Here is a 21,975-nt window from a genome sequence, read left to right on the forward strand (position 1 = left end):
CAACCGACTCTCCAGTAACTAACGAGCTACCGCGTTTGGGGTCCCCACACCTCGGGGAAGCTCGCCTCGTCTGCCTGATGCCACAGCGCCATGCGCCGCGCCTGTTCGGTCTGCTCAGCCAGATAGTCGGAGATGCTCTGCTCTTCCACTCGCCAGCGCGCAGGGGAGCCGAGCTGCGCTCCACGGAGCCGGCCGGCCATGACAAGCGCAATGATCTCGTCGACCTCAACACCGAGCAGCTCGGCAACCTGCGCAGGAGCGAGGAAACGAGGAGGAGATGCGGGCGTATCGACCATGCCACCATTCTGTCGTGCCCAAGGCCTGCCCCCTAACGGCTTTCAAGCCCTGTGGATAACTTCTTACTCGAATCTGCGGATTCTGTGACGATGTGTGCATGACGACCCAACCGCGCGTCCGTCGCGCCTTCTGGGGCGACGTCCGATTCCTTGTCGGGCTCGCCCTGGTGATTCTTTCGATTCTCGGGGTCTGGCTCATCGTGTCTTCGGCGCGACAAACCACCCCTGTGCTGCAGGCGAACCGCACGATCACTCAGGGCGAGGCGCTGGTCTCTGATGACTTCCGCGTGGTGGAAGTCAGTCTTGGCAGCGTCGTGGACGGCTATCTGTCCCCACAAGACTTGATCGCCGGGTTGATCGCCTCGCGCACACTGGCAGACGGTGAACTCCTCCCGGCAGCAGCTGCTGTCGACGCGCAGAGCAGCCGCACCACCAACATCGTGGTCGAGAGCAGTGTCGGCCTGCCTGAGACCGTTGGGGCAGGGACGCCGGTCGAGCTCTGGTATTCGCCGCTCGTCGCGGATGGCGATAGCTTCGATGCCCCGAGGATTCTCGCGGCTGACGTCGTGGTCGCGTCCGTCCCAGAGGCGAACGGCATGCTCACGCAACGCAGCGCGGCAGTTGAGCTCGTGATCGATCGTGCGGATGTCGCCGCGGTGCTGGCTGCGATCACCGGAGGCGCTGCGTTGTCTGTGGTGCCCCTCGGGTCAAGCTCATGACGGCGGTACTGATCGCACTGGATGAGCCGCGCGCCTCATCGCTCGGCGCCGCGCTCGAACGGGATGGCATTCGGGTCATCGATATTGTGTCGCCTGCGCGCGTCACCACGGCGCTGCTGTCTGCCGCAGACGCGATCATCCTTCCTGCCACACGCGCGGCCCTCACGGGCGAGCTGGTGGCTTCCTGCGACCGCGCGGGCGTTCGAATCGTGACCCTCGGCGTCGGCGAGTCTCGTCTGCTGAGCCGGTACGGTCTCCCCGAGGCACTCCCCGAGGATGCCGAATCCTGGCAGATCGCCGATGCACTCGCTGAAGAGGATCCGGAAATCGCGCCGCCTGTGCTGCCGTCACGGCGACGCATCATCGCCGTGTGGGGAGCGCACGGCGCACCGGGGCGCTCCACCGTCGCCATCCAGCTGGCCGTCGAGCTGACCCGATCAGGACGCAATTGCGCTCTGATCGATGCCGACACCGTCGCGCCCGCGCTGGCGCTCCTGCTCGGACTCGGCGACGATGCTCCTGGAATCGCCGCCGCCTGCCGACGTGCTGAACTGGGCGGGTTGGATGCCACCGAGCTCAGCAGACTCGCCACCAGGGTGGAGACGAGCGCCGGCAGCCTCGAGGTTCTGGGCGGTCTTAATCGCCCCTCTCGCTGGCCCGAGCTCTCTGCCACTCGACTGAGCACAGCGCTCCGGCTCTGCAGGGACTGGGTGGATGAGACGATCGTCGATGTTTCCGCGTCCTTCGACGCGGACGAGGAGATCTCGGATGATCTCACCGGACCCAGAAGGCATGCCGCGACCACAGCGGTGCTGCAAGAAGCAGACGTGGTCGTGGCAGTCACTGCTGCCGATCCGCTGTCGATGTCGCGATTCCTCCGCGACCATGCCGAGCTTCGCGGTCTCATCGGTTCAACCACGCGGATCGCGGTCGTCGCCAATCAGGTGCGGCCTGGGCCGCTCGGCATCGATGCGCGCGGTCAGATTCGGCGCGCCCTCGAACGGTTCGCGAGCATCACCGATGTGACCTTCCTACCGTTCGATCAGCGCGCAGCCGACGCCGCGCTGCTGCACGCTCGCCCGATGGCGGATATCACCCCTCGATCAGCGCTGGTCTCTGCCATCCGTCGACTCGCGGAGGGTCTGGAACCGCCACGGGCGCACCACGCCGAAGTCACTGCCGGTAGCTTGCGAGGAAGTTCCCGAGTCGCTCAATGGCTTCGCCCAGGACGCGCGGCTCTGGCAGCGTCACCACGCGGAAGTGATCCGGAGTGGGCCAATTGAACCCGGTGCCCTGCACGAGAAGGATGTGCTCAGAGACAAGCAGGTCGTAGATGAACTTCTCATCATCGTGGATCGCGTGGACGTTCGGATCCAAGCGCGGGAAGGCGTATAGCGCTCCCTGCGGCTTCACGCATGAGACGCCGGGAATCGACTCCAGAGCCTGCCATGCGACGTCACGCTGCTCGTGCAGGCGACCGCTCGGGGCGATGAGGCTGTCGATCGACTGCACGCCACCGAGAGCTGCCTGCACAGCGTGCTGACCGGGCACGTTCGGGCAGAGGCGGGTCGAGGCGAGGAGCGTGATTCCCTCCAGGAAGCCCTTCGCATACTGCTGCGGACCTGTGACGACGACCCACCCGGAACGGTACCCGGCAACCCGATACGTCTTGGACAGACCGTTGAACGTCAGGCACAGCAGGTCGGGCGCGAGCGTGGCTGTAGGAATGTGCACCGCGTCGTCGAACAGGATCCGATCGTAGATCTCATCTGACAGGAGCAGCAGCTCGTGTTCACGGGCTATCTGCACGATGCCTTCGAGCACCTCACGGGAGTAGACCGCACCGGTCGGATTGTTCGGGTTGATGATGACGATCGCTTTCGTCTGCGGCGTCACCTTGGACCGGATATCCTCCAGGTCAGGCTCCCAGCCGCTCTGCTCATCACAGACGTAGTGCACCGGGGTGCCACCAGCCAGGCTGGTCATGGCCGTCCACAGTGGATAGTCCGGGGCCGGGATGAGCACCTCATCCCCCTCGTCGAGGAGCGCCTGCATGGTCATCGTGATCAGCTCGGAGACACCGTTGCCGAGATAGACGTCATCGGGGCCAAACTGTGGGAAGCCTTCGATCTGCTCATAGCGGCTCACTACCGCCCGTCGCGCGGAGATGATGCCGCGGCTGTCGCTGTAACCGTGCGCGGTGGGCAGCGCCGCAAGCATGTCGTGCACGATCTGATGCGGTGCATCGAAGCCGAAGATTGCGGGGTTGCCGGTGTGGAGCTTGAGGATGTTATGCCCCTCGGCCTCCAGGTGCGCCGCCTCGACGAGCGCTTTACCGCGAATCTCGTACAGGACGTTCTTGAGCTTCGACGATTGATCGAAGTGGCGCGTAGGGGTCATTGAGAAAGCCTACCGGCTTATGCCGGCAGGCTTTCTCAACTCAACTCAGCTCGCGCCTATTTCTTCTTCTTCTTACCCGTAGCGCGACGCTGTTCACGATTCTGAGCTTGGTTCGGTGCGGGCGCCGCGGCGTCTGTGGGCTGTCCGAAGGCGCCCCGCTGCTGAGGCGCCGCAGGAGCTTCTCCTTCGGATGCCGCGGCCACGGCTGCGGCTTGCTGAAGACGATCGGTTGCTGACTGCTGCACCTGACCGCGATCGTTACGCACCTCGACGTCTCCGGCGTCGTTAGGGGCAGAGTACTCGAGTCGCTGCTCGCCGCCGTCGGAGGCCAGCCCCTTCGCCTCGACCTCGGTGGCCTGCGAGTCGCCGACACGGCGCACCTCGACCTCGAGGTTGTAGAGGTAGCCGACCGACTCTTCCTTGATCTGGCCCATCATCGACTGGAACATGGCGAAGCCCTCACGCTGATACTCGATCAGCGGATCGCGCTGCGCCATGGCGCGAAGCCCGATGCCGTCCTTGAGGTAGTCCATCTCGTAGAGGTGGTCACGCCAGCGGCGGTCGAGAACCTGAAGCACCACACGCCGTTCGAGCTCGCGCGTGGCAGCCTCGCCGAGCGTCTCTTCGCGCTTCTCGTAAGCGATGTTCGCATCCGACAGCAGCTCTCGGGTGAGCTCACCCGCAGTGATCCCGCCCTTGCGCCCGCCGCCCTCGGCCACAACCTCATCGATCGTTACACCAACCGGATAGAGCGTCTTCAGCTCAGTCCACAGGGCATCAAAGTCCCAACTCTCGTTATGCCCCTCGCCGGTGTGATCCGTGACGACGCCGCTGATGGCATCCTCGATGAAGTGCTGCACACGATCGGCGATGTCATCGCCGTGCAGAATCTGACGGCGATCGGTGTAGATCGCTTCACGCTGACGGTTGAGAACGTCGTCGTACTTGAGGACGTTCTTACGCATCTCAGCGTTGCGAGCTTCAACCTGCGACTGTGCGCTGCGAATGGCGCGCGAGACCAGACCTGATTCGATCGGTACGTCATCGGGGAAGTTGGTGCGCGCGAGGATCGCTTCGGCTGCACCCGACTGGAACAGACGCATCAAGTCGTCGGTGAGGCTCAGGTAGAAGCGACTCTCTCCTGGGTCGCCCTGGCGACCGGAGCGACCGCGCAGCTGGTTGTCGATACGACGCGACTCGTGACGCTCGGTGCCGAGCACGTAGAGACCGCCGGCCTCGGTGACCTTGGTGCTTTCTTCGGCGACGATCGCCTTCATCGACTCATAGGCCTCGTCCCAGGCCGCCTCGTACTCTTCCGGCGTCTCCGCCGGGTCAAGTCCCTTAGCCTTCAGCTCCTGCACGGCGAGGAACTCGGCGTTTCCGCCGAGCATGATGTCGGTGCCTCGACCGGCCATGTTGGTGGCCACGGTCACACCACCGAGGCGACCGGCACGGGCGACGATCTCCGCTTCGCGTGCGTGGTTCTTCGCGTTCAGAACCTCGTGCTTGATGCCCTTCTTGGCAAGCAGCCGCGAAAGATACTCGCTCTTTTCGACACTCACCGTTCCGACCAGCACAGGCTGACCAGCTGCATGGCGTTCGACGATGTCTTCCACGACCTGCGTGAACTTCGCCGCCTCGTTCTTGTACACGAGGTCGGCATTGTCCTTGCGGATCATCGGCCGATTCGTCGGGATCTGCACGACGCCGAGTTTGTAGGTCGACATGAACTCTGCGGCCTCGGTCTCGGCTGTACCGGTCATGCCGGCGAGCTTGTCGTAGAGGCGGAAGTAGTTCTGCAGTGTCACCGTGGCGAGGGTCTGGTTCTCTGCCTTGACCGGCACGGCTTCCTTGGCCTCGATGGCCTGGTGGATGCCTTCGTTGTAACGGCGCCCGACCAGGATGCGGCCGGTGTGCTCATCGACGATCATGACCTCGTCGTTCATCACGACATAGTCGGTGTTCTTCTTGAACAGCGCGAGAGCCTTGATCGAGTTGTTCAGGAACGAGATGAGCGGAGTGTTCGCCGACTCGTAGAGGTTCTCGATGCCGAGGTAGTCCTCGACCTTCTCGATGCCGGGCTCAAGCACGCCCACGGTGCGCTTCTTCTCGTCGACTTCGTAGTCGACGCCAGCCTCAAGGGTGCGTGCGATCTTCGCGAACTCGGTGAACCACCGGTTGGCTTCGCCCGAGGACGGCCCAGAGATGATCAACGGGGTACGAGCCTCATCGATCAGGATCGAGTCGACCTCATCGACCACAGCGAAGAAGTGATCGCGCTGAACGAGATCTTCCTTGCGCCACGCCATGTTGTCGCGCAGGTAGTCGAAGCCGAACTCGTTGTTCGTGCCGTAAGTGATATCAGCGGCGTACTGCTCCCGGCGCACGGCCGGCGTCTGACCGGAGACGATGATGCCCGTCTTCATGCCCAGGGCGCGGAAGACGCGACCCATGAGCTCGGCCTGATACGACGCAAGGAAGTCGTTGACGGTGATGATGTGCACGCCCTTGCCGGCGATCGCATTGAGATACGCGGGGAAGGTAGCGACGAGTGTCTTACCCTCACCGGTCTTCATCTCGGCGATGCTGCCCTCATGAAGCGCAGCCCCACCCATCAGCTGCACATCGTAGGCGCGCATACCGAGGGTGCGCTTGGCCGCCTGACGGACCGCGGCGAATGCCTCAGGCATCAGCTGGTCGAGGGTCTCCCCGTTGTCGAACCGGGCGCGAAGCTCAGCCGTCTCGTTCGCCAACTCTTCGTCAGTGAGCTTCTCGAAATCCGCCTCGAGCGCGTTGACTGCCTTCACCACTTGGTTCAGGCGGCGGATAACGCGACCTTCGCCTGCGCGCAGCAACTTTTCAAGAGGATTCGCCACTTTTGTCATCTCCCTGTTGTGGGTCAAAACCCGGCCACCCAGATCGGGGCTTCAGTGCCGGGCATACCTCGCTATGTTACCGGCCGGTGACCTTTGCGTCGCCTGCGAGTCGCAGACTCTCGCACATTTCCCTGTATGTATATACTCGGTATTGTCTTATTGATCGACCGGGAGGTCACCATGTCGGTGCGTCAGAGTCTGCTTGCCATTCTGGATCAGGGTCCCTGCTACGGCTATCAGTTGCGCAGCGAGTTCGATCGGCGCACGGGATCCACGTGGCCTTTGAACGTCGGGCAGATCTACAACACGCTCGAGCGGCTGGAGCGCGATGGTCTGGTCGACCGGGGCGAGGCCGATGAACACGGACATGTGTACTGGCAGATCACGGATGCCGGATCCGCCGAAGTCGCGCAGTGGCTTTCCTCTCCCGTCATCCGCGGCCAGGCCACGAGGGATGAGTTGGCGATCAAACTCGCTGTCGCGGCCACGCTGCCCGGCGTGGATGTCGGCGCGGTGATTCAGGCGCAGCGGATGGCTTCCCTGCAACAGATGCAGTCGCTTCAGCGCGCGAAGTATGCCGGCGAGGATCCCGATGGCCCAGAGGAGCTCGCTTGGTCGTTGGTTGTGGATTCAATGATCTTCACCGCCGAAGCAGAGGTGCGCTGGCTCGACCACACGGAGCAACGCCTCGCCATGCATCCACAACATGCGATGACCCTCGAACTCGCAACCGAGCGTCCGAAACGGGGACGGCCGGCGAAGGTAGATGCGGCACGCGCGGGCGGGCGGGCATGAGCGCCGCTGAGCAGGACCAGGAACCGATTCTGCGCCTCGACGGCGTCACTCAGGAGTACGGCGAGGGCGATCTGCTCGTGCGGGCGCTGCAGGACGTGAACCTGTCTGTGCACCGCCGTGAACTCGTCGCGATCATGGGCCCCTCCGGCTCGGGAAAATCCACCCTGCTGTCGATCGCTGGCGGCCTGCAAACGCCGGCGGGCGGGGGTGTCTACATCGAGGGACGCCGCATGGGCGGTATGAACGCCACGGAGGTCGCCCAACTCCGCCGCCGTTCGATGGGTTTTGTGTTCCAGGACTTCAACCTCATCCCCACACTCACCGCCGTGGAGAATGTGATGCTGCCATTGGAGTTGGACGGCTTTCGGCAGCGCGTCGCCCGCCGGGCCGGTCGTGATGCTCTGGATTCGGTGGGGCTGGGCGATCGCCTGGATTCCTTCCCCGATGATCTCTCCGGTGGCCAACAGCAGCGTGTCGCGATCGCCAGGGCGGTCGTCGGCGGACGTTCACTGATCCTCGCGGACGAACCGACCGGCGCGCTGGACTCGGTGACCGGCGAAAGCGTGCTGCGAATGCTGCGATCCCGAGTGGATGCCGGCGCCGCTGCGATCCTCGTGACGCATGAGGCCAGGCACGCCGCCTGGGCTGATCGGATCGTGTTCCTGCGCGACGGCAAGCTGGTCGACGAATCACGCCGCGCCGGGGCTGAAACCCTGCTGAGTGGATCGGTGCGATGAGCACGACCCTGGAGCGGGCCGCTCCGGAAAATGCCGAACACCCCAGAGCAGCGGCCGCGGCCGCGCGTCGGGGTGGGTCCTGGCCCAGGCGACGCGTCGAGCTCCGGCTCGCAAGCCGCCAAACTCTCCGCGCATGGACGACGAGCGTGCTGGTGATCGCACTGGTCGCCATCCCCATGTCTCTTCTCGCCGGAGCCGCGACCTTCATGACCAGTCGAGTGGCCTCGCCGGGCCAACTGATCACCTCAGAGCTCGGCAGCGCACAGGCGTGGTTCATGGTCGTTGGAGGCGAGGATCCGACGCGGAGCCAATCAACGTCAGACCCCTACTGGTACGACATCGAGCGCGACAACGACTGGAATCCGGTGAATCCGGAGCTCCCGCCACCCACCGGCCTCGACGGTCTCATCCCCGACACGCCTCTGCTCGAGGTCTCTCGCGCCCAGATCGTCGCGGAGACTCCTGGCGGAGTGGGTCTGTTTGACGGAATTGTCGGCGACGCAATCGATCCCGCCTTGGACGGACGATACGAGCTATTGGACGGGCGGCGCCCGCAGAACGACTCGGAGGCCGCGGCCTCCCCCGGCACGCTGCAACGTCTTGACGCGCAGATCGGCGACACGGTAACGCTCACCGAGCCTGCGGCGGCACTGACCATCGTCGGTGTGATGAAAGAGACCACCGCACGGGATACCGAGCAGTCACTGTTCGTCGCGGCATCCATTGTCCCTACCGACGATCGCGCGCCCCTTGACACAGTGTGGTTCTCGCCACAATGGCAGCCTGGCGCGGAGGATCTTCCTGCGCTGAACCAGGCAGGTGTGGTCGCGTACGCACACGATCTCGTCTTCGCGGAGGATGCCCAGGAATACATCGACCCGGGGATGGCGTGGACCATCGCCGCAGTCACTCTGATCATCGGCGCTTGCACGGCATATCTCGTCATCCTGCTCGCAGGTGCCGGCTTCGCCGTCAGCGCCCGCAGGCAACAACGTTCGCTCGCAGTCGTAGCCAGCGTCGGCGCGGGCCGCGGATCAATCTTCCGCATCGTGGTGCTGCAGGGCAGCGTCCTCGGCCTTATCGGCGGCATCCTCGGTGCAGGCATCGGAATCGGTCTCGCCTACCCGGCGCTGCGCATCTTCGACGACGGTGCCGCGGCCAGCTTCTGGGGTTTCCACGTGCCGTGGTGGGGGATCGCCGGGATCGTGCTGTTCGCCGTAGCGGTGGGCACCGCATCCGCTGTCATGCCCGCGCGCGCCGCGACACGCGGCGACGTGCTCTCTTCTCTTCGCGGGTCGCGCAAGCCCGTGCAGGTGCGGGTGAACCGGCCGTTCTGGGGAACGCTTCTCGGAATCGTTGGGATCGCATTGACCATCGCCGGCGGTCTGGGTCTCGCCGCCCTCAACGCTGCGGAAACTATTGATTACAACAACCCACTGCGCACCGTGTGCGTGGTCGGGATCGTCGCGGGGCCCCTGCTGTTCCAGATCGGTACCATCGTCGCCGGCCATTGGCTGCTCTCGCTCGTCTCCCGCGGGGCGTCACGATTGGGACTGGCTCCTCGCATCGCGGCGCGGGATGCCGCGGCGAACCCTGCACGGATCGTCCCCGCCTTCGCGGTGATCGCTGCGTGCGTGTTCATCGCGTCGTTCGCGCTGACCTCCGTCGGCGTCTTCATGACGTCACAGAGCCGCGCATACGGGTACGGGGCTCCACTCGGATCGGTCGTCGTGAACGTCTGGGTCAGCCCCGGAGAGAAGATGATTCCCGACCTGGCAAACGCCGCATTGGAGCAGACAGAACCTGAGGCGATCGGAGTCGTGCGAGAGAGCATCGACCGCTTTCAGAGCGCAACCGACGAAGAGCCTGAGGACTCCGTGTATCCGGAACTCTTCGACTACGTCGATTGCACGACGATAGAAGAAGGTGCCTGCACGAGTCGCGGCTCGGCACTGTTCGGCACGTCCCCTCCGGTCGTCATCGTGCCGGACGATTTGGAGGCGGTGTTGGGAGTGTCGATCGGCGAACACGCCCGCGACGAGTTCGCGGCCGGTGGCGCGATCGTACTCAGCAACACGACCTGGTGGCTGGATGACGGCGCGTCCTTCACCGATCGGGGCGATGTCGTACTCAATCGCTGGGATCGCGCCGAGACGAACGACCATTGGGAGCAGATCCACGGAGCGGAGCTGCCGAAGCCGCTGGACACTCTGCGCGTCCCAGCCCAGCAGATCTCCACACCGCATCCCCTGCCGTGGCCGGTAATCCTCTCCCCGGTCGTAGCCGACGAGTTCGGATACGAAACCTCTCCAGCGAGCCTCATCGGTGTGTACTCAACGCCGCCGTCGCAGCAGGCGCTGGATCGCCTGGCGCTGGCGGCCGGACAGCCGTGGGGTGAAACCGGTGGGTTCACCTACTCAGTCGAAAACGGACCGCCGTCACCGGCTCCCGCCCTGTGGCTGATACTCGGTGGCGCCGGCGTGCTCGTACTCGGTGCCGGCGGCGTCGCCCTCGGCCTCGCGCGAGTCGAGCGCCGACCGGACGATGCGACTCTCGCCGCAATCGGCGCGAGCCCAGGCATCCGACGTCGCATCGCGTTCTGGCAGGCACTCATCATCGTCGGAATTGGTTCGGTGACCGGAACGATCGCCGGAGTGATCCCGATGTTCGGCATTGCGATGCAGAGCAACCTCACCGACGACAGCGCGCCAACGATGGCGGATACGCCGTGGCCATGGCTCGTACTGCTCGCCGTGGGACTGCCGCTCGCGATCGCGGTCGTGAGCTGGCTGCTTCCGACCCGACGGCCAGATCTCACTCGACGCACGGCGATCGCATGATGCCGGGCCTGCTCACTCGATGACTTCGAACATGCCATGCGCACCGCGCTCGGCATCCGTCATGATGTGCGAGACGAACGGATAGTGCCCCGCCTCTGGGAAGACGAGCTCTACGAAACCGCCCTGCGCCGGCAGTAATCCGAGCGCCTGAGAGCCGGTGTCGGCAGCGCGATCGATGAGGTACCGCCCCTCCGACCAGACCGTGTCAAACTGTCCGCCGACGACGTGGAAGCTCGAGGCTCGGTCGGGTCCGGCATCCAAAACCCAGATCCGAACCCGTTCTCCGACTCGCGCGGGAAGAGGCGCGTGCGCGTACTGCATCGCGTAACCGTTGAAGGTGACCAGGTCAGCGTCACCGGCAGCCAATTTATCCATGTCGATCTCACTGTCCTGCGCGCCGAGGTAGTACTCCCCCTGCACCAGCACATAACTGCGGTCGACGGGAGGCAGTTCGGCGGGTTCGATGATCACCGCTCCGTACATGCCGTTGGCGATGTGCGCAGACATCGGCGCAGTGGAGCAGTGATACATCCAGATGCCCGAGCGCGTCGCCGTGAACGTGTAGGTGAGACTCTCGCCGGGGGCGATCGTGCGCATCGGCTCGTCAGGGGCGAGAGCGCCGGCGTGGAAGTCGATCGAGTGTCCGATCGTGCCATCGTTGACGAGTGTGATGACGAACGTGTCGCCGACCCTGCCGTGCAGCACAGGACCTGGAGCCGTGCCACCGAAGGTCCACAGCCGTTGCCGAATACCGGGTGCCACCTCCTGCACCTGTTCGGTCACGGGAAGTGTGATCTCGTGCGTTACCGGCGAGTCCGAGACCGGCAGCGACGGCAGCACAGCGTCGTAGGGCTCGAACCCCTCGCCCGGATCCGCCGCCAGGTCGATCTCCGGCAGCGACTCCCCTGCACCAGATGATCCACGATCATGACCGGTGGCATCGGACGATCCATGATCGTGATCCTCGGCATCTGGGGTTGCCGCTCCGGTCGCCCGCACAGTCAGCGTCATCCCCATCTGCCGATGACCAGCGATCGAACACCAGCCGTCGACGTCCGCGGTGATGACACCGACATCGATCGTCTCGGTGTCTCCAGGGGCAAGCCGGGATCCGCCCGCACCGTTCGCGAACACCAGGTCATGCAGCTGTCCCGCATCGGTGTTGGTCAACTCGATCACCAGGCGCGTCCCCACAGGGACATCGATCACGTCGGGCGTGAAGCGCATATTGGCTGCCTCCACGGCGACCGTTATGACCGGAGCGTCCGCGTCATCGGCGCCCACCGGAGCACTGGTCAACCCCATCGACTGAGGGGCTATGGCAGCGCAGACGGCCACGGCGAGCACGACAGAGAGCATGCCCGCCACCGCCTGTCCCGCACGCCGCCCCGGTGGGCGATCACCCTCGGGAACGATCGGCCCCTGTCGTGGTTCGCTCAGGCGCACGCCGTCCGCCTTGGCACGCCGTTGCGCACGCATCGCCACGAACAGAATCGGCAGGAACGATGCGACCGCCACGAGGTAGAGAGCGGATACCACCACCCGAATCAGACTCGACACCGGCAGTGCGCAGACGAAAAGGGCTGTGTTCGCCACTGCGATGCGCAGCGCACCGGCGCGGTCGAACGCCGCTGTGCCGACCCGCACTGGGGACGGACCACCACCGAGCACGACCGGCACGAGGTAGCTCAGCGCACCGATGAGCACCTGCGCGACAAAGCCCGCCGCGAGATACGGCACGATGGCGTCGACGCCCGCCTGCACGGCAGGAAGGCCGTTGCCACTTACCCACGCAGAGACCACCGCGATGACGAGCACCACCATCGCACCGATCCACCAGAGCATCGCCGCGGCCACCGACAGCGCCGCGAACGTGCGTGGGGGTGAGCGTCGCGCCGCTCGCCACAGCGAGATCCCGATGATCCCCAGCCCAGCCAGATAACCGATGAGGCCCACTGCGAGCACGACGATCCACGACCCAGCGGCGCCGACCGCAGAAAGAGCGACCCCGGCGACGAACACAGGCAGCGCCCGAGCCGCACCGGGCGCGGCGTCGTCGTCCGCCCTGGTGCGCAGGATCGTCGGCCACAGCGTGACGAGCGTGCCGGCGACGGTGAGTCCGATCCAGCCGAGCACATTGATCAGCGCGTGCGCGAGCGTGAGCGCGTCAGATGCCTCACGAGCGAGCCAGGCGCCGATCACGATCCCGATCGGCAGGAACGCCGCTGCGGCGATGTAGTAGCGGATCGTGCGCCCGAATCGTCCCGCCAGCGCGCGCCGCGAGCGCAGCACAAGACTCGTCCCATGCCAGATCACGGCGACGAGCAGCGCGGCCGCGCCGGCCGCCGTCACCAGCCAGACCGACGTCAGTACGCCGGTGATTACGAGTGCCGCGCCACTGTTCGCGAGCGTGAGGCGCCACATCTGTTGCCGATGATCCTGCGTTGCGGGAGCAGAGCGCAGCAGCGCGAAGGAGAAATGCTGACTCCATACCAGGATCGCGTGGGTCACCGCGCCGAGCAACAGCAGATGGATCATCAGCCACCGGGGCGCGGGGAGCTCACGATGGGCGAGGGCAGCCACCACCACGAGCAGCAGCCAAAGCACGGTGGGCAGATCTCGCAGCGGCTGGAATCCGCGTGTCGGCACCTTCTTCGCGCCACCTACAGACAAATTGAAACTCATGCACCCGCCTCCTGGGTTACTCGGGCGCGGTCGGTATCGACAGTGCCTGCGTGCTTACGCGGTGGACCGAGGATCGCACTGATGATCGCCGTGGCGAAGAACAAGACGAGCGCTGCCACGCTGCCGGCACCGCCGAGCTGCCAGGCGGCAGGCCAGCCGAGGCCGTCTCCCAGCCAGAGCCTGACCAGGAGACTCACCTGGAGCAGCGCCACCGGCAGCCAGAAGGCCGGGCGGTATGGGAGTGCGATGCGCAGCACGGCGGGCAAGATCGTCGTCGCATGCGCCATGATCATCGACATTGTGTAACCGAGGAACACCGCGTGCACGACTGCGTCGTAGCGTGCGTCGACCGGATGCCCGAACAACAGGATCACCGCGGCCACGGCGAGCCACACGTAGCCGGCGAGGATGCAGGCCGCCATGTAGCGAGTCACACCACTGGCACGGACCGTGCGGCGTGCGACGTCGTGCACGACGAGCCAGCCGGTGAGTATGGCCAGAACCACGCCAAGGATGATGGCGCCCGCATCCGGCAGCGCAAGGCCGATGAGAAGCGCACCCGTCACGGCCCAGGCGAGCGCGAGGAGGCGCACTCCCGCACGCGGTCCCATGGTGATGCGGGCAAGTTCGACCCGCTCGGCGGCGATCGTGAGGACGACGAATCCGATCAACCACGGCAGCACATCGTCGAACCCGACGCCACCGAGCCACAGGATCGATCCTGCACAGGCAAGACCGGCTGCCAGCAATTGAGTCAGCAGCGGATGGTCGTGCTGCCGCTGCCACAGCGGCACATACAGCAGCGTAAAAGCAGCTGTGCCCACCACCAGCACCCCCTTGCCGACGGTCAGGGGCACGCTGTCGATGAGGATCAGGAGGCTGCCGAGTCCGAGCATGCCCGGCGCGACGAATCCGTACCAGCGACCCAGCGCCGTGGCCCGCTCCAGCGCGATCAGGGTACCGACGAAACCGAGCACGAGCACGATTCCGTGCACGGCCGGAAGGCGCTCTGCGGTCACCGGTGCGGGGAGCCCGAGCAGCAGCAGGGCCGCATCGAGTCCGGCGAGCAACGCGAACCCGGCAGGCAGCATCCACACAAGCCGCCACGAGGGCGTACGTCGCCTGCCGGTGTTCGAGGCGGCCCGTGGCGGGGAACCGCTCACGATGCCACGTTCAGGCGGAGCGTGCATTCATTCGGAGCGGTGAACGCAGACAGCGACACCTCACCACTGTGTCCGATCCTATCGAGCACGCCATCGACCATGCCGAGATGCACTGTGCAGACGATTGATGGATGCCGCACGGCCGCCTCGATCAGAGGGCAGCGACGCAGCCGCACAACGTCGCCGTCATCGTGCGGCGCGAAGCCCTGTTCGCGCATGACCTCTACGACTGCACGGTGGGCGGCATCGCCATCCTCAGCCGGCGGCGCATCGGCGGCCAGCCGCGCACCCCACGCCCGGCCGGCCGCACGGGCGACGACTTCGGGCTCTGTGCTGGTCTGCGCGAGGCTGGCGGCCAGCGCTACGGCGAGTGCTGCGTAGGGTGCGGCAGCGCTATCGATGCGCGCGGACCATAGTCGGCGGGGACGACCGCGACCGCCCGCAGGCGCAGAATCGCACGACACGTATCCGTCGGCGAGCAGGTGCTCGAGGTGACCGCGCACTGTGTTCTCGTGCAGCCCAGATTCCGCCGCGATCGCGCGGGTGGAAACGGGCGCGGACTGGGCCTCGACCATGCGCAGCACCAATTCGCGAGTCGAGGAGTGCCGTCGACCGGTGGATGCCGTGCGGCGCGGCGTAGCCACCGGCGTCATCGGATTCTGCGGGGATGTATTTTCCACAGGTTTCATTGTAATAAACTCAGAGCCACCTGGCGAACACGCCTGAGCGAACCAGAGGAAGCGGACATGGCCGAAATCGAAATTCATCGTTCACATGCAGACGCCGTCGCCCAGCCCACACAGGGCTGCGCATGCGGAGGCCACGACGACGAGCTACCAGAACTCGACGTGCAGACGATCCCGCACGCGATCCGACACGCGTCGATCTTCGGCGCCCTGGAGAGCCTGCAGCCAGGCTCTGGGCTGATCATCTCGGCCACCCATGACCCCGTTCCGCTACTGACCCAGCTCGCCGACCGGCACGGCGACACATACACCACCGAGCACCTCGACCGCGGGCCCGAGCGCTGGCGCATCCTGATCCGCCGCATCGGCTGAATGTCCTCGCGCAACTCAGCCGCGTCACACGCCGGGAAAGTAGGATCGAGTTATGGCCGGATTCTGGGGTAAACGCAAGCGCGAAGAACAAGCAGCTCGAGCGGCGCAGGATGCCGATCTCGCACGCAGGGCAGAACAGGGTCTGGTCGCGACCGACGAGCGGATTCGCACCGCCGGTGACGAACTCGCATTCGCTGAGGCAGAGCTGGGCGTATCGCTCACCAAGGATCTGAAGACAGCGCTTGACGCCGTCCGCACCCACCTGCGCGAGGCCTTCCAGCTGCATCAGCTCAATCACGACGAGATCCCAGACACCGACGAGGAACTTCGCACTCGCAACGCGCGCATCGTGCAGTTGTGCGAGTGGGCCGAAGACCTGCTGGATGAGAAGACGGCCACGCTCGCTGAGTCCATCTCGCGGGTTCGTCAGGCGCCGCAGATCATCGCGCGAGTGCGCAAGGATGCCGAGACGCTGAGCGATCGTCTCCCCCAGATTCGAACCTCCATCGAGCGTTTGTCCGCCCGCTACTCAGACTCAGCGATGCGCCAGATCTCAGCATCCGCAGACGAGGCCGAGCAGCTCATCGCCTTCGCCACGCACGGTGCACAAGTGTCTGAGCGCCGCCGCGACGCCCGCCAAAACGAAGAGGCGAACCTCGCTCTCGAGACGGCGACCGAAGCGACCCGGCGTGCGAGCGCCCTATTGGATGCCGTCGAGGACTTCGAGATCGAAGCGCTCCGCGCAGAGTCCACGCTCGCGGAAGTTGTCGCTGATTCCCGCGGCGACATCGTCGCGGCACGCAGCGCTCCGAAGGTGCCTGCCGTATCCGCCGCGATCGCCGACCTCGAGAATGCTCTTGGTGCGTTGAGCCCTGCCGCGACTCGTAATGATCCCTTCGCGGAGCTGTCTCAGTTGCGCACCGCGAACACCGCTCTCGATGAAGTGATCGCCAAGGCGCATTACCGCGCACAGAACCCGCTGCCGAGCGTCGCTCAGGTGCAGCACTCTCTCGATGACGCAGACCGTCAGCTCGGGGTTGCACGCGGACTCATCTCCGGGCACCGCGGGTGGATCGGCGCCGATGCTCGCACTCGCCTTGCTGAGGCGGAGCGGCTTCGCGTGGACGTCCCCGAACTCATCGACGCCGAGGAAACCCGCGAGCAGGCTCTCACTGCCTCGCGCCGCGTGGCTCAGCTGGCCGCTGAGGCCCTACAGCTCGCACAGCACGACATCGACTCTGCCCGTCCGCAGCAGCAGGGCTGGGGCGATGACGGATGGGGCGGCGGACGCCGTGGCGGCGGCAGTAACCTCGCCTCCGGCATCATGGGCGGCCTCGTCATCGGCAGCATCCTGGACGGTCTCTTCGACTGACGTTCCGACGATCTCACGAAACGACAAAACCACGCCGATAATGCGGTGAAACGCTGCATTCTCGGCGTGGTTTTGTTGACTCGAGGTCAGGACGCGAGCGCCTGCTCCGGTGGAGCCTGCGCGGTGAGCGAGATCACACCGTAGTCCCAGCCCTTGCGGCGGTAAACGACACTGGGGTGGTCGGTGCGGACATCGACGAACAGGAAGAAGTCGTGTCCGACTAGTTCCATCCGGTCAACGGCCTCCTCCACCGACATCCATTCCGCATCGAAGTTCTTGGTGCGGATGACGACGGGCGAGTACGCCTCTTCCTCGTCAACTTGAACGGGCACGGCGCCGGTCGCGACCGCGTGCAGGAGGTCAGCGGATGCGGGCTGCACATCAATTCCCTCCAGGGAACCACTGCCCTTCTCGTAGTGCGCCCCGCGCGGATGCTGACGTCCGTCGACGCGCTTCTCCTTCGCTCGACGCAACTGCTCCGACATTTTGTCGACCGCGAGATCGAGGGCGACGAACTTGTCTCCGTCGACAGCCTCTGCCCGCACGACAGGACCCTTGCCGACGAGCGTGAGCTCAACGGTCTCATCTGGAACGCGCCCGCCTCGATACGCACGATGCGTGACCTTCACATCCAGACGCTGCGCCTTTGCCGCGAACTGCTGAACGCGGGCGATCTTCTCCTCGACAACGGTTCGGAAGCGATCGGTGATACCCACCCCGACGCCAACGATGCTTGTTTCCATTGCTGCCTCCTTGTCCCGGTCCTCCCGGCCAAGGGCGGACCGTGGTCGCCTTGTGACCCCCAACGTAGTCCCCGTTTCCCCAGATGTCACCACTCATTCACGAGGTGTTCGTATTGAAGTGCTGATGTTTTGGAGTCGCAGCGAGCGTGACCGCACCACACACGCGGTATCCCGCCTCTCTCAGGGCGCGCGCGGCCTCGTCGAGAGTTGCTCCGGTTGTCACCACGTCGTCAAATAGCAGCACGTCCTGAGATTCCCGGGCGTGTCGTGCGCGCATGCTCATCGACACGTTGCGTCCACGCTCCGCGATATCGAGACCTCGCTGATCTGCGGTGCGCCGCGTCTGTGTGAGGATTCGGCTGACCGGCAGCCCGGCGCGTCGCATCAACAACTCCGGTACGCGATAGCCGCGTCGCCTGAACGCTGCCCTTCCTGTGGGCATAGGGACCATCAGCGGCGCTGGGCCGCCCACCGCACCTTCACCCAGCGCAACCTCGCCCACCGCGACCGCGAGCGCCGTTCCTAACGGGCGCGTGAGCAGCGTCTCACCGTCTTCCTTGACACGGCGGATGCAACGCGCGGCCACCGACTCGTACGTGAAGGCAGACACCACCGGAATCCCCTCCGGCGTCTGGCTGTGCACGGGTATGGCGATCAGCTCCTGCGTGCAAGCGGCACAGAGCAGCGTGCCGGGCGCGTCACAGCCGGCACAGCACCCGGACAGCAGGAACGCCGCCAGCTCGTCGGCAAGCCCTACCCACCAGCTCGGGTTCCACATGACCCGATTGTGCTCTCACCCTGGACGTCGTCATGTGCGAGAACGCCGCTTCTGCGGAGAACTCGCCGCCAGCGATACCAGTGCAGAACTACTGGCCTGCAGAACTATTGGCCTGCGTGAGTGCCAAGCACCAGGACATCCGATAGCCCGATCTGCCACGTCGTGCCACGCTGGGCGAAAAGCACCCCATCACCGTTGAGAATTCGCACTGCCGTCAACGTACGACCGCCGGAGAGCGATTGCGCACCCGCCGGTGCCGCGGCAAACGTGCCCGGCCCGCCAACATCCTGAGTGAGCACCGTTCGGTTCCCTTCCACATCAAGCAGCACGCTGAGTGTGTCTTCACCAACCCAGGACAAGCCCAGCGCTGTGGTGTCGAGCTGGGCGACCATGTGCATCGCGCCGAGCTCCACAGGAACCTCGTCCTCATCACGGATGATCGCGGCAAGCCCGATCCAGCGCTGCCCGCCCACCATCACGATCGCGGCAAGACGAACACCGTCCGGTCCCACACGGATGTGTGAAATCGAGGCCGCCTCAGGGAACGCATCCGCGATCTCGAAGGACGTGACATCTGACCGCCAGGCCGTCAGCGCCTGCGGAGAACCTGTCGGCACAGACCAGGTGTAGCCATACGGGTCCATCGACGGCTCGATGAGTCCCTCCCTCGAATCCAACACGTCGGCGCTGCCGCTCGCCATTGTCCAGACCGCGCCGGTATCCAACTGCACGGCCGTACGAGTGCCGTCTACGGCGACATCGACCGCTCTCACAGATGGTGCGATGTCGACGAGCTTGGGAGTGATGCCCTCGTACGCAGTGATCTCGTCACCCACGTATGACCCGAACTCGGTTGCGGTGAGCACCACTGTGCCTGGCTCAGGTTTCAGCACATCGACCGTTGCCTTGCCTGCATTCAGATCGCGACCGTTCACCATCAGGCGCACTTCGCTGACGCCGGCCAATCGCAGCGTCTCCTCCAGCTGCGTCCGCATGCGCGAGAGCTCGGTGGCATCCAGCGAGAGCGCGGAGGCGGTCAACTCGACGGTGGCCACCTTCTCTGGGTCGACCGGCACAGCAGCACCAGCCAGCGCGACGTCGCTCGGGAAAGCGCTGCGCACCGCGGATGTCAACCAGCCGCTGGGAGAGCCGGAAAGCAGCGCCTGGGTGAGCGTCGTAGCGATCTGCGGACGCCGCGGATACCATCGGATGTCCGGAATCAAACGCGTCCAGCTCTGGTCGTAGTACTGCAGCGCGTACCGCCGGAACACCTGAGGGAAGGCCTCAGCGTCCAGTACGATGCCATTCGCTGCCGTCGTGATCCGCCATTCACCCGCATCGTCTCGCGCCAACTCGAAAGACTTCACCGAGGATTCACCCGAGAGCTCGGTGTAGGCGCCGAACTCATCGACGATCGCAACCTGATCCATCAGAACTTCCACGTCAGCGGAACTCGCTGTCTCCTGTTCACTGTCAAGATCAGCCGCAAACTCCCGGCGAGCCGCACCCGAATCAATGGTCACCTCGACGCTGGGTTTCCACGTTTCGGACAGTTCGGCGCTCAGGAACTGACGCGCCGTTGCCCAGCTGTCCGTCGGCGTGAGGGCGGCATCCATGAAGCCCTCCACGATCTCCTCCGGGCTCGCCCCCACCAACGGCCCCGCTGCGATCTGGCTGATATCTGGTGGCAGATCGGTGTCTCCCAGTGGCATTCCCGGTGTGACGTCACCTGATGTCGGCAGCCCGGAACAGGCCGTGAGGACGACGGCGAAAACCGCGACCATAGCGACCACGAGGCCTCGTCGCCCGCGAATCATGAGTTCTCCTCAGCGGTCGGAATGGAGTCAGTGAAGTACAGCTCACGCAGCTCGGTGAGCTGAATCGGCTGAGTCTCGCGACTGACATCGGAGAGTGTCTCCTGCGGTTCTGCGGAGAGAGGCGACGGCCCCTCCAGTTCGCCTGAACTCCGAGGCAGGGTCAGCACGAAGTGGGTGCCGACCGCGAGCTCTGACCAGACCACGAGCGTGCCGCCGTGCAATCGCGCATCCCCGAGAGCGATCGAGAGTCCGAGACCGGTCCCGCCGAGCGTGCGCTGACGCGAAGGATCAGCCCGCCAGAACCGGTCGAAGACGCGCTCGACGTCGGCAGGTTCCATGCCGAGACCGAAATCGCGCACGCCGACGGCAACCGCATGCTGATTGCTGTCGACCGTGATGACGATCGGTCGTCCTTCGCCGTGTTCAATCGCGTTTCCGATCAGGTTCCGCAGAACGCGCCGTACGCGACGCGGGTCCATGTCGACGAGAGAGTATCCCCCAGGCGCGACCAAGCGCAGCTCCGATCCGCGCTCCTCGGCAAGGGTGCTCATCTGGTCGATGATGTCCTCCGCCAAATCGGCGAGACTCGTCGCTTCGAGTTCCAACTGCACGGAACCGGCGTCGTATCTGCTGATCTCCAGCAGATCAGACAGCAAGGTCTCGAAACGCTGCACCTGAGTGTGCAGCAGCTCAGCGGTCCGGTTCATGGTCGGGTCAAACTGATCGCGCTGGTCGTTCAGCATGTCGGCGGCGAGGCGGATCGTGGTCAGCGGCGTACGCAGCTCGTGCGAGACGTCAGAAACGAAACGCTGCTGCACAAGCGAGAGCTCGCCCAGCTCCTTGATCTGCGATTCGATACTGTCCGCCATCGCATTGAACGAACCTGCCAGGGTGGCCAGCTCGTCCTCCCCGTACACCGGCAGCCGCACTGCCAAATCGCCAGCGGCGAGCCTTGCACTTGTCTCGGATGCCTCAATGATGGGCCTGGACACCGTCCGCAGCACGGTCCACGAGATTCCGGCAATGATCGCGATGAGGATGAGACCAGCCGCCCATAGTGTGCTCTGCACGAATTGAAGCGTCTGCTCCGAGTCGGCAAGGTCGTAAGCGATGTACACCTCGAACGCACCGACCTCCGGCAGAAGAAGCTGCTGGCCAACGACGATTCCGGGCGCGATCGTTCCATCAGTCATCGGCAGCGCGACAGACTGCCACGACTGCCGGTCGGAGAACGAAACCACCTGCAGGCGTAGTGCCGAACTGAGCAGGTCGCCGCTGAGGTCATACGTGAAGCCACGCACCCCGCTGCCAACCGGAAGCTCATCGATCGGGAACACCGCGATATGCGTGGATGCCGCAGCCCGTGGGATGGTGTCCTGCACCTCGCCCCACGCTCCGCGCAGAGCCGAAGGGTCATCAGACACGTCGGCAGAATCAAGCGTCCTCTGCGCCGCCGCGACGGCGCTGCGCGCGTCGGCGAGCACTTCGTCTCGGCGTGACTCGAACAGGTTGTTCTGGATGACCAGCGCCATCGTCAGGCTCGTGACGAAGATCGCGAACGACGTGAGCAGCAGCGTGACAGAGATGGTGCGAAAGCGCAGCGAGCGTCGCCAAAGATTCGCAACGGTCTCCAGCCATCCACGCCAGTCACGCAACACCGCGACCGTCGTTGTCGCCGGGTTCGTCGCGGTCAACT

The 21,975-nt window shown here is 64.9% G+C and carries 17 protein-coding genes; 7 read left to right on the plus strand and 10 right to left on the minus strand.

Annotation, left to right across the window (positions count from 1 at the left end; translation table 11 throughout):
• Positions 1-26: 26 nt before the first annotated feature.
• The gene (locus ACSU04_RS04405) at positions 27-296 is read right to left on the minus strand and encodes a helix-turn-helix domain-containing protein (protein ID WP_439278613.1); all 270 of its coding nucleotides are present in this window, start codon (positions 294-296) and stop codon (positions 27-29) included.
• A gap of 98 nt (positions 297-394) precedes the next feature.
• On the opposite strand from ACSU04_RS04405, the gene ACSU04_RS04410 reads away from it, so the two are divergent.
• Both ACSU04_RS04410 and ACSU04_RS04415 read left to right on the plus strand, forming a co-directional pair.
• The gene (locus ACSU04_RS04410; RefSeq protein ID WP_439278614.1) at positions 395-1,015 is read left to right on the plus strand and encodes an SAF domain-containing protein; all 621 of its coding nucleotides are present in this window, start codon (positions 395-397) and stop codon (positions 1,013-1,015) included.
• The gene (locus ACSU04_RS04415; RefSeq protein WP_439278615.1) at positions 1,012-2,298 is read left to right on the plus strand and encodes an AAA family ATPase; all 1,287 of its coding nucleotides are present in this window, start codon (positions 1,012-1,014) and stop codon (positions 2,296-2,298) included. Before ACSU04_RS04410 ends, ACSU04_RS04415 begins: the two co-directional genes overlap by 4 nt.
• Here ACSU04_RS04415 and ACSU04_RS04420 read toward each other — a convergent pair.
• Together ACSU04_RS04420 and secA are read right to left on the minus strand one after the other, a co-directional pair.
• Positions 2,189-3,415 carry a pyridoxal phosphate-dependent aminotransferase gene (locus tag ACSU04_RS04420; protein ID WP_439278616.1) on the minus strand — a complete coding sequence of 409 codons (1,227 nt, stop codon included), beginning with the start codon at positions 3,413-3,415 and terminating at the stop codon, positions 2,189-2,191. The genes ACSU04_RS04415 and ACSU04_RS04420 overlap by 110 nt on opposite strands.
• 56 nt (positions 3,416-3,471) lie before the next feature.
• Positions 3,472-6,291, minus strand: a complete 2,820-nt coding sequence (gene secA, locus ACSU04_RS04425; RefSeq protein WP_439278617.1) for a preprotein translocase subunit SecA — start codon at positions 6,289-6,291, stop codon at positions 3,472-3,474.
• Positions 6,292-6,471: 180 nt separating this feature from the next.
• On the opposite strand from secA, the gene ACSU04_RS04430 reads away from it, so the two are divergent.
• Genes ACSU04_RS04430 through ACSU04_RS04440 form a run of 3 tightly spaced genes read left to right on the plus strand, consistent with a single transcriptional unit; the run spans position 6,472 to position 10,663 of the window.
• Positions 6,472-7,086, plus strand: coding sequence for a PadR family transcriptional regulator (locus ACSU04_RS04430; RefSeq protein ID WP_439278618.1), 615 nt, complete (start codon positions 6,472-6,474; stop codon positions 7,084-7,086).
• The gene (locus ACSU04_RS04435; RefSeq protein ID WP_439278619.1) at positions 7,083-7,823 is read left to right on the plus strand and encodes an ABC transporter ATP-binding protein; all 741 of its coding nucleotides are present in this window, start codon (positions 7,083-7,085) and stop codon (positions 7,821-7,823) included. Before ACSU04_RS04430 ends, ACSU04_RS04435 begins: the two co-directional genes overlap by 4 nt.
• Positions 7,820-10,663 (plus strand): FtsX-like permease family protein, encoded by a 2,844-nt coding sequence (locus ACSU04_RS04440; protein WP_439278620.1) that lies wholly within the window; start codon positions 7,820-7,822, stop codon positions 10,661-10,663. Before ACSU04_RS04435 ends, ACSU04_RS04440 begins: the two co-directional genes overlap by 4 nt.
• A gap of 12 nt (positions 10,664-10,675) precedes the next feature.
• Here ACSU04_RS04440 and ACSU04_RS04445 read toward each other — a convergent pair whose 3' ends face one another.
• From ACSU04_RS04445 to ACSU04_RS04455, 3 genes are read right to left on the minus strand one after another with little or no spacing between them, the layout of a single operon-like run.
• Entirely contained in the window at positions 10,676-13,348 is a 2,673-nt protein-coding gene (locus ACSU04_RS04445; protein WP_439288542.1) for a multicopper oxidase domain-containing protein, read from the minus strand.
• Positions 13,345-14,511, minus strand: a complete 1,167-nt coding sequence (locus ACSU04_RS04450; RefSeq protein WP_439288543.1) for a hypothetical protein — start codon at positions 14,509-14,511, stop codon at positions 13,345-13,347. The genes ACSU04_RS04445 and ACSU04_RS04450 overlap by 4 nt, the downstream gene beginning before the upstream one ends.
• Positions 14,508-15,191, minus strand: a complete 684-nt coding sequence (locus ACSU04_RS04455) for a helix-turn-helix transcriptional regulator (RefSeq protein WP_439288544.1) — start codon at positions 15,189-15,191, stop codon at positions 14,508-14,510. Before ACSU04_RS04455 ends, ACSU04_RS04450 begins: the two co-directional genes overlap by 4 nt.
• A gap of 66 nt (positions 15,192-15,257) precedes the next feature.
• Between ACSU04_RS04455 and ACSU04_RS04460 the strand changes: the two genes are divergently transcribed.
• The gene (locus tag ACSU04_RS04460) at positions 15,258-15,569 is read left to right on the plus strand and encodes a DUF2249 domain-containing protein (protein WP_439288545.1); all 312 of its coding nucleotides are present in this window, start codon (positions 15,258-15,260) and stop codon (positions 15,567-15,569) included.
• Between the two features lie 52 nt (positions 15,570-15,621).
• The gene (locus ACSU04_RS04465) at positions 15,622-16,941 is read left to right on the plus strand and encodes a hypothetical protein (RefSeq protein ID WP_439288546.1); all 1,320 of its coding nucleotides are present in this window, start codon (positions 15,622-15,624) and stop codon (positions 16,939-16,941) included.
• Between the two features lie 86 nt (positions 16,942-17,027).
• On the opposite strand, the gene hpf is transcribed toward ACSU04_RS04465, so the two are convergent.
• The 4 genes from hpf to mtrB all read right to left on the minus strand — a co-directional run bounded on the left by hpf (position 17,028) and on the right by mtrB (position 21,973).
• The gene (gene hpf, locus ACSU04_RS04470) at positions 17,028-17,684 is read right to left on the minus strand and encodes a ribosome hibernation-promoting factor, HPF/YfiA family (RefSeq protein ID WP_439278626.1); all 657 of its coding nucleotides are present in this window, start codon (positions 17,682-17,684) and stop codon (positions 17,028-17,030) included.
• Between the two features lie 97 nt (positions 17,685-17,781).
• Entirely contained in the window at positions 17,782-18,462 is a 681-nt protein-coding gene (locus ACSU04_RS04475) for a ComF family protein (protein ID WP_439288547.1), read from the minus strand.
• Positions 18,463-18,566: 104 nt separating this feature from the next.
• Positions 18,567-20,279, minus strand: a complete 1,713-nt coding sequence (locus ACSU04_RS04480; RefSeq protein ID WP_439288548.1) for a GerMN domain-containing protein — start codon at positions 20,277-20,279, stop codon at positions 18,567-18,569.
• Positions 20,276-21,973, minus strand: a complete 1,698-nt coding sequence (mtrB, locus tag ACSU04_RS04485) for an MtrAB system histidine kinase MtrB (RefSeq protein WP_439278629.1) — start codon at positions 21,971-21,973, stop codon at positions 20,276-20,278. The genes ACSU04_RS04480 and mtrB overlap by 4 nt, the downstream gene beginning before the upstream one ends.
• Between the last annotated feature and the right edge of the window lie 2 nt (positions 21,974-21,975).

The organism is Microbacterium sp. A84 (assembly GCF_051842815.1).
Taxonomy (GTDB): Bacteria; Actinomycetota; Actinomycetes; order Actinomycetales; family Microbacteriaceae; genus Microbacterium.